This is a genomic window from Streptomyces sp. NPDC004284 (assembly GCF_042874035.1).
Classification (GTDB): Bacteria; Actinomycetota; Actinomycetes; order Streptomycetales; family Streptomycetaceae; genus Streptomyces.
Window position 1 is genome coordinate 157,582 of sequence record NZ_JBIAMJ010000001.1, and the last position, 16,767, is coordinate 174,348.

Consider the following 16,767-nt stretch of genomic DNA (forward strand, 5'->3'; position numbering starts at 1 on the left):
TCCGCGGGGTCACGGGGGAACAGCGTGCGCGCGTGGGGAGGCGTCGTGGACGACTACGCGGGAAGGGTGCTCGCCGACCGCTACCGCCTGCCACTGCCGCCGGCGGACGCCGACGCGTACGAACCGGTGGAGACGCGCGCGTTCGACACGTACAGCGGGCAGGAGGTCCTGATCCGCCAGGTGCCGCTGCCGGAGTTCGTCGACGCCGAGGTGCTCGACGGGAGCGGCGGCCCCGCCGGCCCCTACGGCGCCGCGGGCGCGGCCACCCGCCGGCCGGCCGAGCCCGTCGTGCGCCGGGCGATCGAGGCGGCCCAGGCCGCCGCGCAGGTCCCCGACCACCCCCTCCTCGACCAGGTCTTCGACGTCTTCGCGGAGGCCGGCTCGCTGTGGATAGTGAGCGAGCGCGTGGCCGCCAGACCGCTGGCCGCGTTCCTCGCCGAGCGGCCCCTCAACCCGTACCGCGCGGCCGAGATAGGCGCCGACGTCCTCACCGCCCTGCGCGCGCTCCACGCCCACGGCTGGGTCCACCGGAACATCACCTCCCGGACCGTCCTCGTCTGCGACGACGGCCGCGTCGTCCTCACCGGCCTCGCGGTGGGCGCCGCCGAGGAGGCCCTCTGCGGCTACGCACCGGTCCCGGAACCGGCCGACGAGTTCGCGCCCCCGGCAGGGGAGACGGAGGAGTACGAGGGCGGGGCGTACGAGCCGGAGACGTACGAGACGGAGCCGTACGAGGCCGGGGCGAGCGGGCCCGAGACGTACGACCCCGAGGTCTACGAGGCGGAGACGTACGAGGCCGAGGCGTACGAGGCGGAGACGCGCGAGGCCGAGGCGTACGAGGCGGAGACGCGCGAGGCCGAGGCGTACGAGTACGGGGCGTACGAGTACGGGGCCGGGGCTCACGAGGGCGGCGAGGTGCGCGCGCCCGGGCCGTACTACGCACCTGAGCCGTACGCTCCCGAGCCGGCGTCCGAATGGCACGCGCCGGCCGAGGAGTACGGCTCCGAGGACTTCGAGGGTTCCGAGGGCTTCGAGGCGGAGGCCTACGAGGAGGCCGGCGAGGAGCCGGACGGGGGCGAGCCGCCCGTGGCGGGGGCCGGCCCCCTCGGCCCCTACGGCAGCGGCCCCTACGGCGACGTCGACCCCTATGCGCGGCCCGCGGAGACGCAGCCCCTGGCCGTGCCGCCCACCGCCGACGTACGGGCCGCGCGGGCCGGGGCCATCGCGGCGTACCGGGCCGGTGCGCGAGCCGCCGCCCGGCTCGGCGAGACGGGGCAGCTGCCCGTCCAGCGCCCCGCGCCGCCGGAGACGCCCGGGCCGCCCCCGCCCCCGCCGACGGCGCCGGCGGCCGGCGCGCCCGAGCCGCAGTGGTGGGCGCAGGTGGCGGACGACGAGGACGACGAGGACGACGGCGACGAGCCGTACGGCGGCGGTCCGCAGGCCGGCCCGCCGCCGCGCGTGATGCTGGCCGGCAGCTGGAGCGACGGCCCGCACGCCTCGCGGGACGGCTCCGGGCCGATTCCGGCCGGTGGCGGCTCCTTACTGCCGGGTTCGGGCCGCCCGGCGCTGCCCGCCGGTTACACGGCGGCGACCCCGGAGCCCGCGCGCCTCCCCGCCCCCGCAGGCCCCCGCGAGGAGGCGCCGGTCGCGATCCCGGCCCAGGCGTACCGCGGCCCGACCACGCGGCTGGCCGCCGAGCGGGCCCGCCAGACCCGGATCGCGGTCGTCGGCGCCGTGACCGAGCGCTGGGCGCCCGAGCAGGCCGGTCCCGTGCACGAGAACTGGCGCCTCGCCCCGCCCATCGGCCCCGCGACCGACCTGTGGGCGCTCGGCGCGCTCCTCTACCGGGCCGTCCAGGGCCACGCCCCGTACCCCGAGGACAACGCGGCCGAGCTCGTCCAGCTGGTCTGCGCCGAACCGCCCGCCTTCGCCGAGGAGTGCGGGCCCCTGCGCCCGGTCGTGGAGTCGCTGCTGCGTCAGGACCCGACCGAGCGGCCCGACTTCGAGGAGCTGCGCGGCTGGCTGCGCTCCCTCGTCCGCTCGGCGCCGGAGCCGGAGGCCGGGCTCGGAGCCGTACCGCCGCCGTCCTTCGACGAGGCGCGGCTGCCGATCGTGCGCCGGCGCGGCGAGCTGGTGCGCCGGTGGCGCGGGCGCGCGGGGGCGGGCCGCCACCGCACCAAGCGCGCCAAGGACGTGCCCCCGGCGGCCCTGCACGAGGACCCGCGGGGCTTCGAGCACGGACCCGAGCAGGACGACGGCCTTGGCCACGGCCTCGGTCTCGGTCTCGGCCACGACGACGGTCACGGCCTCGGTCTCGGCCACGACGACGGTCACGACCACGACCACGACCACGGCCTCGGTCACGACGACGAGTACGGCCGCGCGCGCGTACAGCCCGATTACCGCGAGGAGTTTCGGGAGGACTTCCGGGAGGAGTTCCGCGAGGAGCCGCGGGAGGGGGCCCGGGACGGCTTCCGGGAGGCGTTCCACGAGGACTTCGACGAGGAGATCCCGCAGCGCGCCCCGCGTGCGCCCCGCGCGCCCCGCTCCTCCCCCCGCACGTCGTCCTCCCGGGCCCCGGGCGCCCCGCGCTCCCTGGGCCGTACGCTCCTGATCCTCGTCCTCCTGCTGCTCGCGGGAGCCGCCGCGTACGTCGTCCTGTTCAAGCCCGGCGGCGAGCAGCCCCGTACGCCGGTCGCGACCGGTCCGTCGGCGACCGCGAAGCCGACCACGGAGCAGCCCGCCGAACCGACCGCGAAGCCGACCGCGAAACCGACCACCGAGCCGACCGGGAAGCCGGCCACCACCCCGCCCCCGGCGGACCCTTCGGCGCCCGCGCTCGCCGCCGGGTACGTCCTGCGGCAGGACCCGGAGGGCTTCCGGATCGGGGTCCCGGAGGGATGGCGGCGCAGCCCGATCAACGACGTGGGCCAAGTGCGCTACACCGGAGGCGGCTTCACGCTGATCGTCGTCCCCGGCCGGGACGGCGTCCAGGACAACGGCTCCGACCCGCTGGAGTACCAGAACTCCAAGGAGCGCGAGTTGGAGCCGTACCGGTCGACCAGCTGGTCGCAGGTGGAGAAGGCGCGCCGGGTGGACATCGGCCGGACGCCGACGGCCGAGGGGACGTACACCTGGCCGGACAGCACGGGCCGCGAGGTGTTCGTGCGCAATCTCGCGCTGATCGACGGCGGCCGGTATTACGTCGTCCAGGTGATCGGCCCGGAGGGCGAGCGCGACAAGGTGTCCGAGATCTACGAGCAGGCCACGAAGGGGTTCCGCCCGGGACGGTGACCCGGATGGCCCATCGGCCCCCGGTCACAGTGCTGTTCCTATGACCGCCCCGAGGTTCCGTCTTCCGTACCCCCCTCCGTAACCTTGCATCAGAAGGAACGGGCGGGGGCAAGTGGAACATTCTCAGAGCGCTTCTCAGAGCACGGGGTCGGGGCTGCTGCTCGCCGGTCGCTACCGGCTGGGCGAGTCCATCGGACGCGGCGGCATGGGGAAGGTCTGGCGCGCGCACGACGAGGTGCTGCACCGCGTGGTGGCGGTGAAGGAACTGACGGCGGGCCGGTTCGTGGCGGAGGCCGACCGCCTGGTTCTGCACGCCCGCACGCAGAAGGAGGCGCGGGCCGCCGCACGGATCACGCACCCGGGTGTGGTGACCGTCCACGACGTCCTGGAGCACGACAACCGGCCGTGGATCGTGATGCAGTACGTCGACGGGCCCTCGCTCGCCGACGCCGCCAAGGAGGCCGGCACGATCGAGCCCCGCGAGGCGGCCAGGATCGGGCTGCACGTCGTCGGCGCGCTGCGCGCCGCGCACGCGGCCGGGGTGCTGCACCGGGACGTCAAGCCGGGCAACGTCCTGCTCGCGCGGGACGGGCGCGTCCTCATCACCGACTTCGGGATCGCGGCGATCGAGGGGGACTCGACGATCACCCGGACCGGTGAGATCGTCGGCTCCATCGACTATCTGGCGCCCGAGCGGGTACAGGGCGGCGATCCGGGTCCCGCCTCCGACCTCTGGTCCCTCGGCGCGACGCTGTACACGGCGGTGGAGGGCACCTCGCCGTTCCGCCGCACCTCCCCGATCAGCACCATGCAGGCCGTGGTGACCGAGGAGCCGCCGCACCCGCAGAAGGCGGGGCCGCTGGCCCCCGTCATCGTGGCCCTGCTGCGCAAGGACCCGGCGCAGCGGCCGCGCGCGGACGAGGCCGAGCGGATGCTGCTCGACGCGATGGAGGGGCGCACGCCGACGGCGGCCCAGGCGTACGTGCCGACCCAGCGCGTGGCCAGGGAGGAGCTGGACTCGGCGGCGGACGAGGCCCGCGAGGCGGACGGCACGGGTACGGAGGTCCTGGCGGGCGGGCCGCCGAAGACCACCGCGCAGTGGCCCCAGCCGGCTCAGCAGCCCCAGCCGTCTCCCGTACCCCAGCAGCCTTCCCCGTCGCATCCCACCCTCATCCCCTCCTCCCCGCCTCCGTCCCCCCGCGGGCGCTGGCGCTCCGCCGTTCTCGCCGCGCTGCTCGCCGGGGTCGTCGCCGGCGGTGCCGTCTTCGCCGCCATGAACTACGCGGGCGGCGACCGCACCCCCGGCGGCGGTGAGGCCGGCGGGCGGACCACGACGGCGCCGACCGCCCCCGCCACCAAGAAGGACGCCGGGGACGGCATTCCGGCCGGCTGGCACCGCGTCAAGGACCCGGAGGGCTTCAGCCTCCTCGTACCGGACGGCTGGAAGCGGCAGACCGAGGGCGACCAGATCGACTACACCCCGGACAACGGCCGCCACCGCATCCGGATCAGCATCGACAGGAGCCCCGACTTCGAGAACCCGTACATGCACGCCATCGACCTGGAGCGTCAGCTGGGCAAGCGCATGGACTACAACCGGGTCAAGCTCGACCAGACCACCTACCGCGACCAGGTCCGCTCCTGCCAGTGGGAGTTCACCTGGACCGAGAAGAAGACCTTCCCCGGGCCGCGGCATGCGATCGACCAGATGTACTACGAGGACGACGGCACCGAGTACGCCATCTACATGTCCTCGCCGGAGTCGAGCTGGGAGACCACCCGGGAGCAGTTCGACATCGTCCTCCAGCACTGGCGGGCGCCGGAGGCCTGAGGGTCTCGGGCGCCGGAGGTCCGAGGGTCTCGGGTGCCGGAGGTCCAAGGTCCTCGTCGTCGGAGGTCCGAGGGGCGGAGAAATCTCCGTGCCCGGCCTCCGGCGACCGTAAGCCCCTGATCAGGGCTTATATGCCAGTGATCGCTGGCGTGATGTGTGTAGAGGGTGAAAACGCGTTACCGACGGGTACCCAAAGGTCGGAACGCGGCCTACGCTCGGCGTCATGACGGACTCGCAGGCCCCCGCCGCCCCCACGGTTCCCGCCGACGCGGACACCGCCGCCGACACCGCCGCCGAGGCGGCCCGACCGGCCGCCCCCGCCGGCGCGACCAACCCGGTCGCGCCCGCGCCGGCCGGCGCGCGGACCGCCGCCGACGTCGTGACGCCCGAGCTGGTGGCCCGGCTCACGCGGGGCGTCGTCGGCTCCGGCCGGACCGCCAACCACACCCCCTTCACCGGGGAGAAGCTGGCGGACCTGCCCGAGTCCACCCCCGAGGACGTCGCCGAGGCCTTCACGCGCGCGCGTGCCGCCCAGTCCGCCTGGGCCGCCACCCCGGTGAAGGTCCGCGCCGCCGTCCTCCTGCGCTTCCACGACCTGATCCTCCAGCGGCAGGCCGAGGTCCTCGACCTCATCCAGCTGGAGACGGGCAAGGCCCGCCTGCACGCCCACGAGGAGGTCCAGGCGGTGGCCGTCGCCGCCCGCCACTACGGCCGCAAGGCCGCCTCCTACCTGCGCGCCAAGCGCCACACCGGCGTCGTGCCGACCCTCACCAAGGTCACCGAGCTGCGCCAGCCGCGCGGGGTCGTCGGCCAGATCGCGCCGTGGAACTACCCGCTGGAGCTCTCCGTCGGCGACGCGCTCCCCGCCTTCGTCTCGGGCAACGCCGTCGTCATGAAGCCCGACACGGAGACCGCGCTCACCGCGCTCTGGGCCCGTGACCTGCTCATCGAGGCCGGACTGCCCGCCGGCGTCTTCCAGGTCGTCCTCGGCGAGGGGCCGGTCGTCGGCCCCGAGGTCGTCAAGCACGGCGACTACATCTCCTTCACCGGCTCCACCAACACCGGCCGCCAGGTCGCCCGGGGCGCCGCCGACCGGCTCGTCGGCGTCTCCCTCGAACTCGGCGGCAAGAACGCGATGCTCGTCCTCCAGGACGCCGACATCGAGAAGGCCGCCGCCGGAGCCGTCCGCGCCTGCTTCTCCTCCGCCGGCCAGCTCTGCATCTCCATCGAGCGGCTGTACGTCCACGAGTCGATCGCCGACGCCTTCCTGGAGCGCTTCACCGCCCGCACCAAGGCCATGCGGCTCGGCAGCTCCCTCGCGTACGGGGCGGACATGGGCTCCCTCGTCGGCGAGCGGCAGATGGAGGCCGTCACCCGGCACGTCGAGGAGGCCGTCGCCAAGGGCGCCACGCTCCTCGCCGGCGGCGTCGCCCGCCCCGACATCGGCCCCCTCTTCTACGAGCCGACCATCCTCGACGGCGTCGAGGCCCCGATGGCCGTCTGCGCCGAGGAGACCTTCGGCCCGGTCGTCTCCGTCTACCGCTTCACGGACGAGGACGAGGTCGTCGAGCTCGCCAACGCCACCCCGTACGGCCTCAACTCCTCCGTCTGGACGAAGGACTCGCGCCGCGGCCACGCCGTCGCGGCCCGGCTGCGCACCGGCACCGTCAACATCAACGAGGGGTACGCGCCCGCGTACGGCAGCGTGCAGTCCCCGATGGGCGGCATGAAGGACTCCGGGCTCGGCCGCCGCCACGGCTCCGAGGGCATCCTCAAGTACACCGAGGCCCAGACCGTCGCCCAGCAGCGGCTGATCCCGCTCGCGCCCTCCTTCGGGATGGACGACGAGAAGTACGCCGCGTTCATGAGCGTGTCCCTGAAGGCGATGAAGGCCCTGCGCCTGCGCTGACGCCCCGTCCTTCCCCCACCCCTTCCGCACGAGGAGAGCCATGACCGCGGTACCCCCTGCCCAGAATCAGGCCGAGGACGGCCCGGAGGGCGGCTACGACTACGACGTCCTCGTCGTCGGCTCCGGCTTCGGCGGTTCGGTCACCGCCCTCCGCCTCACCGAGAAGGGCTACCGGGTCGGCGTCCTGGAGGCCGGGCGCCGCTTCACCCGCGCGACCCTGCCGAAGAACTCCTGGGACGTGAAGAACTTCCTGTGGGCCCCCGCCCTCGGTCTGTACGGCCTCCAGCGCATCCACCTGCTCGGCAACGTCATGGTCCTCGCGGGCGCCGGCGTGGGAGGCGGCTCCCTCAACTACGCCAACACCCTCTACGTACCGCCCAAGCCCTTCTTCGACGACCCGCAGTGGAAGGACATCACGGACTGGCAGGACGAGCTGGGGCCGTACTACGACCAGGCGAAGCGGATGCTGGGCGTCCGGCTCAACCCGACGATGACCCCCTCCGACGTGCACCTGAAGTCCGCCGCGCAGGCCATGGGCATCGGCGACACCTTCCACATGGCCCCCGTCGGCGTCTTCTTCGGTGACGGCGACGACGCCGACGGCACGACGAGGGCGAAGCCCGGCGGCGAGGTCGCCGACCCGTACTTCGGCGGGGCGGGCCCGGCCCGGCGCGCCTGCACCGAGTGCGGCGAGTGCATGACCGGCTGCCGCCACGGCGCCAAGAACACCCTCAACGAGAACTACCTGTACCTCGCCGAGAAGGCGGGCGCCACCGTCCACCCCATGACCACCGTCGTCACCGTCACCGAGGACTCGCGGGGCGGCTTCGCGGTGAAGACCCTGCCCACCGACAACCGCAGGAAGGGCAGGGGCCGGACCTTCACGGCCCGCCGCGTGGTGATCGCGGCCGGCACGTACGGCACGCAGACCCTGCTGCACCGGATGAAGGACAGCGGACTGCTGCCCCGGATCTCCAACCGGCTCGGCGAACTCACCCGCACCAACTCCGAGGGCCTCGTCGGCGCCCAGACCACCGACCGCCGCTACCGCAAGCGGCACGGCAAGGAGAAGGCCGACTTCACCAGGGGCGTCGCCATCACCTCGTCCGTCCACCCGGACGAGAACACCCACATCGAGCCGGTCCGGTACGGCAAGGGCTCCAACTCGATGGGCAGCCTGACCGTCCTCCAGGTGCCCTACGGGGCCCACCGGGTGCGCAACTGGTTCCTCGGCCTGCTCAAGCACCCGACCCTCGCCGTCCGCTCGCTCTCCAACTGGCACTGGTCCGAGCGCACCATCATCGGCCTGGTCATGCAGTCCCTCGACAACTCCCTCACGACCTACCGCAAGCCCGGCGGCCTCGGAAAGGGCCTGCTCACGGCCCGCCAGGGACACGGCGCGCCGAACCCGGTCCAGATCCCGGAGGCCACCCAGGCCGCCACCCTCCTCGCCGAGGAGATCAACGGCTTCGCCGGCTCCAACGTCGGCGAGCTCATGGGCACCCCGCTCACCGCGCACTTCCTGGGCGGTTGCCCGATCGGCGCCGACGGCGAGACCGGCGTCATCGACCCGTACCACCGGCTCTACGGCCACCCGGGGATCTCCGTCGTCGACGGCGCGGCCGTCTCCGCCAACCTCGGCGTCAACCCGTCCCTGACGATCACGGCCCAGGCGGAGCGCGCCATGTCCTTCTGGCCGAACAAGGGCGAGGAGGACCCGCGCCCGCGGCAGGGGGAGGCGTACGTACGGCTCTCGGCGATCGAGCCGAAGTCCCCCGCCGTCCCGTCCGAGGCCTTCGGCGCCCTGCGGCTGCCGTTCCTGGGGATCCCGGCGGTCCCGCCGAAGAAGGGCTGACCCCCACCTGCTCAGCAGAAAGGGCGCTGCACCCCCCTCCGAGTGCAGCGCCCTTCCAGCTTTGGTGTTGCTGCATAGATGACCTCCGGCCCCCGCGATTGGTTGTAGCGGTTGCGCAGGATCTTCATGTGACGCGCGTCACGTCCTGTGGGGGTGGGGACGAGAAGGGCCCCACGCTCGCGATTCCGGTCGCGGCGCGGGGCCCTCGGGCCGGCACCGGTGTCAGGGCAGCGGCGGTGCCGAGCGGAGCGGCGCCGGGGGGTGCGCCGCGGGGGGAGGGGAGGAAGGAGATCAGGAGGACGGAGGAGGTCGGGGGGATCAGGGGAACGGGAGGATCGGTGAGGTCGGCCGGTTGCGGCCGGCCCCGGGCGTCCCCGGGACCGACCGCCCTTTCTGGGTGACCGGGCTGCTGTCCCCTGCTGTCCGGTCACACGCGCTGGTGCGAGGTCCCACGACGTACCGGAGAGGTACGCCACACGCCCCAGCGAAGCCACGCGTGGTTTCAATCGGGCCCGCCCCTGGCTGGCACGGACACCCGGACCAACGAAGCCCGGCCGGAGCCGGTCACGCGCCGTACGGGTGAGAGCGGGACCGAACTCGGGTACGGAAGCACACCCGGATGCGCCCCTCGGACCCGTCCGTCGGGCGCGGCCTTCGGATGCGTCCCTCGGATCCCTCCGTCAGGCGCGGCCTTCGGATGCGTCCCTCGGACCCGTCCCTCGGGCGTGGCCTTCGGATGCATCCCTCGAACCCGTCCCTCGGGCGTGGCCTTCGGATGCGCCGTCCCTTGGAACCGTTCCTCAGATGCGGCCCCGGCACAGCTCCAGCATCGTCATCGCGAGCGTCGTGCCCGGCTTGCCCAGGGCGTCCCGGTAGTGGCCGAGGACCTCCATCTCGCGGGTCAGGTTCACCCGGCGGCCGCCGGAGGAGATCCGGGCCTCCTGGATGACGGCCGAGACGGCCATCCGTTCCTGGATGAGGCCGATGATCCGGTCGTCGAGGGCGTCGATGCGCTCACGGGCGTCGCCGATCAGCGTCGCCGCCTCGTCGGTGCGGGCGCCGGTCTGCTCGGCGAGGGTCTTCGCGGTGGCGGTGTTCGTCATGGTGGGGCTCCTCGGGGTGTCGGACGCCCTGGAGCGACACGGCCCGGAGACAAGCAGAACGCCCCGGGCCTTGTCGGCCCGGGGCGCCTGGGAAGTCGCTTGTCAGTTGCTCAAGCAGCACGACCATGGCAGCCGGTGGGCCGGTTGCCATAGGTAAAGACGAAGGTCGAGTACTTGCGCATGGCGACAGTATGGACCCCTTCGCCCGGCCCGGAACAACCCGGGTTCGGATGGTGAGACGAAAAGCGACACCGGCGCGCCGGTAGAATCGACAAATAGCCCCCCTTTCGAGGGAACCCCAGGGAACCCCTGAGGGACCCCCCAGGGAACCTCTCCTACCGCCGGAAGGCCGCCGTAGTGTCATCAGCGACTCCCGCTGCCGCGCCCGACGTCTCCAACCCGGACGTAGTCCTCGTTGTCGACTTCGGCGCCCAGTACGCCCAGCTCATCGCCCGTCGCGTCCGTGAGGCGCGGGTCTACAGCGAGATCGTCCCGTCCACCATGCCGGTGGCCGAGATGCTGGCCAAGAACCCCAAGGCGATCATCCTCTCCGGCGGCCCGTCCTCCGTGTACGCCGAGGGCGCCCCGCGCCTCGACCGCGCCATCTTCGAGGCGGGCGTCCCCGTCTTCGGCATGTGCTACGGCTTCCAGCTGATGGCGACGACCCTCGGTGGCACCGTCGACAACACGGGCGCCCGCGAGTACGGCCGGACCCCGCTGCACGTCACCAAGGCCGGCTCCACCCTCTTCGAGGGCACCCCGGTCGAGCAGTCGGTGTGGATGTCGCACGGCGACGCCTGCTCCGCCGCCCCCGAGGGCTTCACCGTCACCGCCTCCACGGACGTCGTGCCGGTCGCCGCCTTCGAGAACGACGAGAAGAAGCTGTACGGCGTCCAGTACCACCCCGAGGTGCTGCACTCCACGCACGGCCAGCAGATCCTGGAGCACTTCCTCTACCGCGGCGCCGGCATCGAGCCGAGCTGGACCACGGGCAACGTGATCGAGGAGCAGGTCGCGGCCATCCGCGCCCAGGTCGGCGACAAGCGCGCCATCTGCGGCCTCTCCGGCGGCGTCGACTCCGCCGTGGCCGCGGCCCTCGTCCAGAAGGCCATCGGCGACCAGCTCACCTGCGTCTACGTCGACCACGGCCTGATGCGCAAGGGCGAGACCCAGCAGGTCGAGAAGGACTTCGTCGCCGCGACCGGCGCCCGCCTGGTCGTCGTCGACGCGGAGAAGCGCTTCCTCGACGCCCTCGCCGGCGTCTCCGACCCGGAGACCAAGCGCAAGATCATCGGCCGTGAGTTCATCCGCGTCTTCGAGCAGGCGCAGCTGGAGATCCTCCAGGAGGAGGGCCCCGAGGTCGCCTTCCTCGTGCAGGGCACCCTCTACCCGGACATCGTCGAGTCCGGCGGCGGCACCGGCACGGCCAACATCAAGTCCCACCACAACGTGGGCGGCCTCCCCGACGACATCGAGTTCGAGCTCGTCGAGCCCCTCCGCCAGCTGTTCAAGGACGAGGTCCGGATGGTCGGCCAGGAGCTCGGCCTGCCCGAGGAGATCGTCCAGCGCCAGCCGTTCCCCGGCCCCGGCCTCGGCATCCGCATCGTCGGCGAGGTCACCAAGGAGCGCCTGGACCTGCTGCGCGAGGCCGACGCCATCGCCCGCGAGGAGCTCACCGCGGCCGGCCTCGACCGCGAGATCTGGCAGTGCCCGGTCGTCCTGCTCGCCGACGTCCGCTCGGTGGGCGTCCAGGGCGACGGCCGCACCTACGGTCACCCGATCGTGCTGCGCCCCGTCTCCTCCGAGGACGCCATGACGGCCGACTGGTCGCGCCTGCCCTACGAGGTGCTCGCCAAGATCTCGACCCGCATCACCAACGAGGTCGCCGACGTCAACCGTGTCGTCCTCGACGTCACCAGCAAGCCGCCGGGCACCATCGAGTGGGAGTGATCCCTCCCGCTCCGTGAGCTCGCTCCCGAGCCTGCTCGCCGAGCCTGCTCTCCGAGTCGGCCGAAGCCGCCGCCCCCGCGAAGGGGCGGCGGCTTCGCCGTGTTCACGTCCTGACTCTGGTGACTTGACCGGCCGGGCGTTACCTTCCGGCGCATGAGCGTGATACCGGACCCCGTCCCCGTCGAACGGCTCCACTTCGCCCTGCCGCCCGTCCACGCGACGGCCGAGGAGGAACGCGCCCATCGCAAGCAGCGGCTCGCGGGCGCTCTCCGGCTCTTCGGGCGGCTCGGGTACGAGGAGGGCGTCTCGGGCCACATCACCGCCCGCGACCCGGAGCATCCCGACTGCTTCTGGGTGAACCCCTTCGGGGCGCCGTTCGAGGAGCTCACCGCGAGCGACCTCATCCTGGTCAACGGCGAGGGGCAGGTCGTCTGGGGCGGCAACCACGTCAACCAGGCCGCCTTCACCGTCCACGCCCAGGTCCACCGGGCCCGGCCCGACGCCGTCGCCGTCGCCCACACCCACTCCGTCCACGGGCGGGCCCTCGCCGCGCTCGGCGAACTCCTCGACCCGATCACCCAGGAGGCCTGCGCCTTCTACCAGGACCACGCCCTCTACGACGCCTACACCGGCGTCACCGTGGACGCCGAGGAAGGCCGCCGGATCGCCATCGCCCTCGGCACCTTCAAGGCCATCGTGCTCCGCAACCACGGACTGCTCACCGTCGGCACCTCCGTCGACGCGGCCGCCTGGTGGTTCATCTCCCTGGAACGCTCCGCCCAGGTGCAGCTGGCCGCGCGGGCCGCCGGCAAGCCCGTGCTCATCGACCACCGCGACGCGGTCGCCACCCGGGAACAGCTCGGCAGCGACCTCGTCGCCTGGATCAACTACCAGCCCCTGTGGCGCAGGATCAGCCGAACGGACCCCGAACTCCTGTCGTAACACCATCGCTTCACCCTTCTGTACGTCAATGAGATGGCTCGGCAATCACTCTCCGGCGGGGCGCACGCGGCAGGCGCGGAAGCCGCCGGTACGGCACAATTCCGTGGAATCAACGGCTGGTTGGCCCTCCGGGGCGCTCCGGTACGCATCGACGCGGGCCGTGAAGTGAGCTCGGGAGTGAGCACCGTGGCGGTTCAAGAGGCGAGACAGTACGGCGAGCACGCGACGGCCTGCGCCGGCTGCGCCCACTGCGGGCAGGCCGGGCACCGACGCGCCGTCGCCGCCTTCCTCGCCCGGCGCGACGAGCTCGCCGCCGGGCACGGCGTCCCCGCGGCCGTCGCCCACTCGCCGGTCGCCGCCCGCCAGTGGGTCTCCGACGAGCTCGCCCAGTCCGCCCGCGCGGTGGCCGCACGCGGCCGGGAGGCCGGACCCGCCTGGCTCGACCGGGTACGGCGCGGAGGCCTCGGCGCGGTCTGGGGCGCCGTCCTCGCCCTCCTCCTCGGCCAGGCCCTCACCGCCGTCGACGGCGGCTGGACCGGCACCCGCACGGCCGGCCTCTGCACCGCCCTGCTGCTCGCCGTCCTCCTCAGCGCCGCCGCCCACGCCCACCGGGCCCGCGGCGGCCTCCTCGCCCCTCTGATCGGCGAGGACAACCGGCTCTCCACCACCCGCGCCGTCGCCGCCGGCTGGCTGCTGTCCCTCGGATACGTCCTCCTCTTCCTGGCCTTCCGGTCGCCGGGCGCGACCGCCTTCACCCTGTCCCGTGCCGCGGGTCTCCTCACCGTCCTCGCCCTCGTCGCCTCCGTCACCGTCACCGCCCGTCTCGTCGTCTCCCTCGGGATCGCGTCCGGCCGCCTCCAGAAGGTGCGCGCCGACCGCCCACGCGCCGCCGACCTGGTCTGCGACGACAACGGCCGGGCCGCCCTCGCCGACGTCCAGTACCTCCTGATCTCCGGCGCCGTCCTGGCCCTGGCCGCCGTCGGTCTGGCCCGCGACCCCGAGCGGCTCCCCGAGGTGCCCTGGTCCCTCGTCCTGCTCGTCGGCGTCTCGGCCGCCTGGCACCTCGCCGCCAAGTGCACCGAGGGCGTCCGCCCCGCGATCCACTCCGTGGTCCGGTCCCGGGAGGCCGGCGACCTCGACGCCCCGATCCGCACGGGAGACGACATCGAGATCCGCGGCTGCGGCTTCGTCCCGCCCGGCGCCGGTGCCCCCGACCCGCTGACCCGTCTGGTCGTCCGCATCGGCCCCGTCCACGCCCACGTACCGCTGGTCCCGGTCCCGGGCGGCTTCGCCAACCCCACCGACACGACCCTCACCGTCCCCCTCCCGGCGGACGTCGAACCGGGCCGCGTGGAGGTCTCGGTCGTCACCGCTGCCGGCGTGGAGACCAACCGGGTCATGATCGACATCGTGGACTGAACGTCCGGCCCCCCTTCCCGCATCCCAGGCACCAGGTACGAGGAGAATCGTTCCGCGAACAGTCGTACGGGGCGTGGAGAGGTGACCGACGATGACGGAACAGACGGACCGACCGCACGACACGAACGGCCCCGGCAGCACCGGCGGCCTGCGTGGCCCCGGCGTGACCGGCGGCCTGCTCAGCTCCGACGGGACCGGCGACCCGGGCGGTGCCGAGGGCCTGCGCGGCCCGGGCGGTGCCGAGGGCCTGGGCGGCCCGGGCGGTGCCGGCGGCCTGCGTGGCCCCGGCGTGACCGGCGGCCTGCTCAGCTCCGACGGGACCGGCGACCCGGGTGGCGCCGAGGGCCTGCGCGGCCTGGGTGGCGCCGAGGGCCCGGGCGGTGCCGGCGGCCTGCGCGGCTCGGGCGGTAGCGGTGAGTCCGGGCGGTCCGTCGAGCGGGAGGCGACCTTCGACCGGTGGAGGGCTACCGCCTCCCGCTATGCCCTCCTTCCGCTGCGGATCTTCCTCGGGATCACCTTCGTCTACGCCGGGCTCGACAAGCTCACCGACTCCGCCTTCTTCGCCGACACGGGCACCGGCTCCATCGGCGAGATGATGCGCGGTGTCCGCGACAGCTCCGCGATCCCCGCCCTCGTCGACCTCGCCCTCAACAATCCGACGGGCTTCGGCTACGCCATCGCCTTCGGTGAGCTCGCCGTCGGGCTCGGGACCCTCTTCGGTCTCTTCGCCCGGCCGGCGGCGCTCGGCGGTGTGCTGATCTCGCTGAGCCTCTGGCTGACCGTGAGCTGGCAGGCGCAGCCGTACTACCTCGGCAACGATCTGCCCTATCTGATGTCCTGGCTCCCACTGCTGCTGGCCGGGGCCCCGGTGCTCTCGCTGGACCGGCTCCTCGCCGAACGGCGCCGTATTCGATAGGCGACCCAGGTCGCGAGGGCGGCGGCGCCCAGACCACCGCAGAGCACGGGGATCACCGTGTACCACGGGGTCGTCCAGGCCCCGGCGGCGTCGCCCGCGTACAGGCCGGCCAGGGAGAGGGCGGTCAGGCCGACGAGCAGCCGGCCGGGGCGGAACTCATGAAGCAGCACGGGTGACCTCCACCTGTCCGAGTCCGACCTCCAGCGAGAGGTCCAGGGTGCCCGCCGGGGCGGTCCCGGCAGGCGGCGTGAGCGTCCGGGTCACGTCACGGTCCGGCTCGATGTCGATGTCGCCGGCGGGCGCACCCGGCAGCTGCAGATCGCCCAGCCCCACCTGGGCGTGCAGCTTCACCACCGCGCCCTTCGGGACGATCACCTTGAGCTGCCCGGCGCCCACCCCGGCACGCGTGGTCACCGTCGTGCCGGCCGGGAGCGGAAGCCCGGACAGGTCGAGGGTGCCGACCCCGGTGCCCAGCTCGTAGTCCGGCTGCACGGCGGCGACCGAAGCGGGCCGCCATGTCTCGCGGATCCATTCCGTACTGATCCGGTCGGGCAGCGCCGAGGCCAGTGCGAGCAGGCCCGCCGTGACGACGGTCAGGAAGACCGTGCCGAATCCGGTCCGTCCGAGGAGACTGCTGACGACGAGGCCCACGCCGAACACCGCGAGCGCGGCGGCCAGACCGATCTGCAGACTGGTGCCCAGCGGGTGGGTGTCCCACGTCAGACCCGTGCCGAGACCGCCCGCGACCAGAGCGAGCAGAAACACCAGCCCGCCTATGGAGTACGGGCTCCGGCGGACGGAGGGCGCCGGTCGCCCGGGCGCCTCCGGCCTGGGGCCCCATTGGCTGCCCGGCTTCGGCACCTCGCCGTTGACCTTGCCGTCCTCGTCGAGGATTCCGTGCGGTCCCCACATGTAGCCGATGGCCAGCTTGCCCGTCGAGCCGTCCTTGACGATCGGGTCCTTCCACCAGGAGTGGGACTCGAAGATCGGCGGGGCCTTGGTCTCGGGCGGGGCCTCGGCGACCGTGAGACCTGTCGTGGTGTCCGACCTGCCCTCGGTCTCGCCGCCGACCCGCCGCCGCTGCGACCACACGGCCGCCCCGCCCACCGCGAGCGTCAGCGTCAGCGTGAATCCGAGCAGCTGCCCGCTGTGCATCGTCGACAGGAAGATCCCGCAGCCGATCAGCGCCATCAGCAGGGCCGCCAGGGAGGCCCCGGACACCCGGCCCGTCAGCAGTCTGCGGCCCTCGCTCTCCTCCTCGCCCGCGAGCGGGATCAGCAGCCACGCGAAGCCGTAGAACAGCAGGCCCAGGCCGCCCGTCACCGCCAGCACGCCGATCACCACCCGGAATATCACCGGGTCGAGGTCGAAGTGCCGCCCGAGACCTCCGCAGACGCCGCCCACGACGTTGCTTCCGCGCGAGCGCCGGAGCGGCGGGGCGGTATCGGCCTCCGCCGGCGGCGGGGCCTCGTGCTGCGAAGGCATCGAACTCGTCATGCCTCCATGGTGACGGCCCGTGACGCCCCGCGGCACCGGGGCCGACCCTGG

Annotated in this window: 10 protein-coding genes; 8 read left to right on the plus strand and 2 right to left on the minus strand. The window is 73.3% G+C overall.

Going from position 1 to position 16,767, the window contains the following annotated elements:
* The first annotated feature begins 45 nt into the window (after positions 1 to 45).
* From ACFYUS_RS00805 to ACFYUS_RS00820, 4 genes are all read left to right on the plus strand, one after another.
* Positions 46 to 3,294 carry a protein kinase gene (locus ACFYUS_RS00805; protein ID WP_388844164.1) on the plus strand — a complete coding sequence of 1,083 codons (3,249 nt, stop codon included), beginning with the start codon at positions 46 to 48 and terminating at the stop codon, positions 3,292 to 3,294.
* A 205-nt stretch (positions 3,295 to 3,499) separates the two neighbouring features.
* Positions 3,500 to 5,125 carry a serine/threonine-protein kinase gene (locus ACFYUS_RS00810; RefSeq protein WP_388845939.1) on the plus strand — a complete coding sequence of 542 codons (1,626 nt, stop codon included), beginning with the start codon at positions 3,500 to 3,502 and terminating at the stop codon, positions 5,123 to 5,125.
* Between the two features lie 223 nt (positions 5,126 to 5,348).
* A complete protein-coding gene (locus tag ACFYUS_RS00815) occupies positions 5,349 to 7,034 on the plus strand; it encodes a succinic semialdehyde dehydrogenase (RefSeq protein WP_388844166.1) in 1,686 nt (561 codons plus the stop codon).
* A 40-nt stretch (positions 7,035 to 7,074) separates the two neighbouring features.
* Positions 7,075 to 8,889 (plus strand): GMC oxidoreductase, encoded by a 1,815-nt coding sequence (locus tag ACFYUS_RS00820; RefSeq protein ID WP_388844168.1) that lies wholly within the window; start codon positions 7,075 to 7,077, stop codon positions 8,887 to 8,889.
* Positions 8,890 to 9,689: 800 nt separating this feature from the next.
* Here the strand turns inward: ACFYUS_RS00820 and ACFYUS_RS00825 are convergent.
* On the minus strand, positions 9,690 to 9,992 hold the full coding sequence (locus ACFYUS_RS00825; RefSeq protein WP_388844170.1) for a chorismate mutase: 303 nt from the start codon (positions 9,990 to 9,992) through the stop codon (positions 9,690 to 9,692).
* Between the two features lie 357 nt (positions 9,993 to 10,349).
* Here ACFYUS_RS00825 and guaA point away from each other — a divergent pair, with 357 nt between their 5' ends.
* From guaA to ACFYUS_RS00845, 4 genes are all read left to right on the plus strand, one after another.
* Complete coding sequence (gene guaA / locus ACFYUS_RS00830) at positions 10,350 to 11,942, plus strand: glutamine-hydrolyzing GMP synthase (RefSeq protein ID WP_388844172.1); 1,593 nt, start codon at positions 10,350 to 10,352, stop codon at positions 11,940 to 11,942.
* Positions 11,943 to 12,095: 153 nt separating this feature from the next.
* The gene (locus ACFYUS_RS00835; protein ID WP_388844173.1) at positions 12,096 to 12,884 is read left to right on the plus strand and encodes a class II aldolase/adducin family protein; all 789 of its coding nucleotides are present in this window, start codon (positions 12,096 to 12,098) and stop codon (positions 12,882 to 12,884) included.
* Between the two features lie 186 nt (positions 12,885 to 13,070).
* Positions 13,071 to 14,303 carry a hypothetical protein gene (locus tag ACFYUS_RS00840; protein WP_388844175.1) on the plus strand — a complete coding sequence of 411 codons (1,233 nt, stop codon included), beginning with the start codon at positions 13,071 to 13,073 and terminating at the stop codon, positions 14,301 to 14,303.
* A 355-nt stretch (positions 14,304 to 14,658) separates the two neighbouring features.
* The gene (locus tag ACFYUS_RS00845) at positions 14,659 to 15,219 is read left to right on the plus strand and encodes a DoxX family protein (RefSeq protein ID WP_388845942.1); all 561 of its coding nucleotides are present in this window, start codon (positions 14,659 to 14,661) and stop codon (positions 15,217 to 15,219) included.
* A 156-nt stretch (positions 15,220 to 15,375) separates the two neighbouring features.
* On the opposite strand, the gene ACFYUS_RS00850 is transcribed toward ACFYUS_RS00845, so the two are convergent.
* Positions 15,376 to 16,716, minus strand: coding sequence for a PspC domain-containing protein (locus ACFYUS_RS00850; protein ID WP_388844176.1), 1,341 nt, complete (start codon positions 16,714 to 16,716; stop codon positions 15,376 to 15,378).
* Between the last annotated feature and the right edge of the window lie 51 nt (positions 16,717 to 16,767).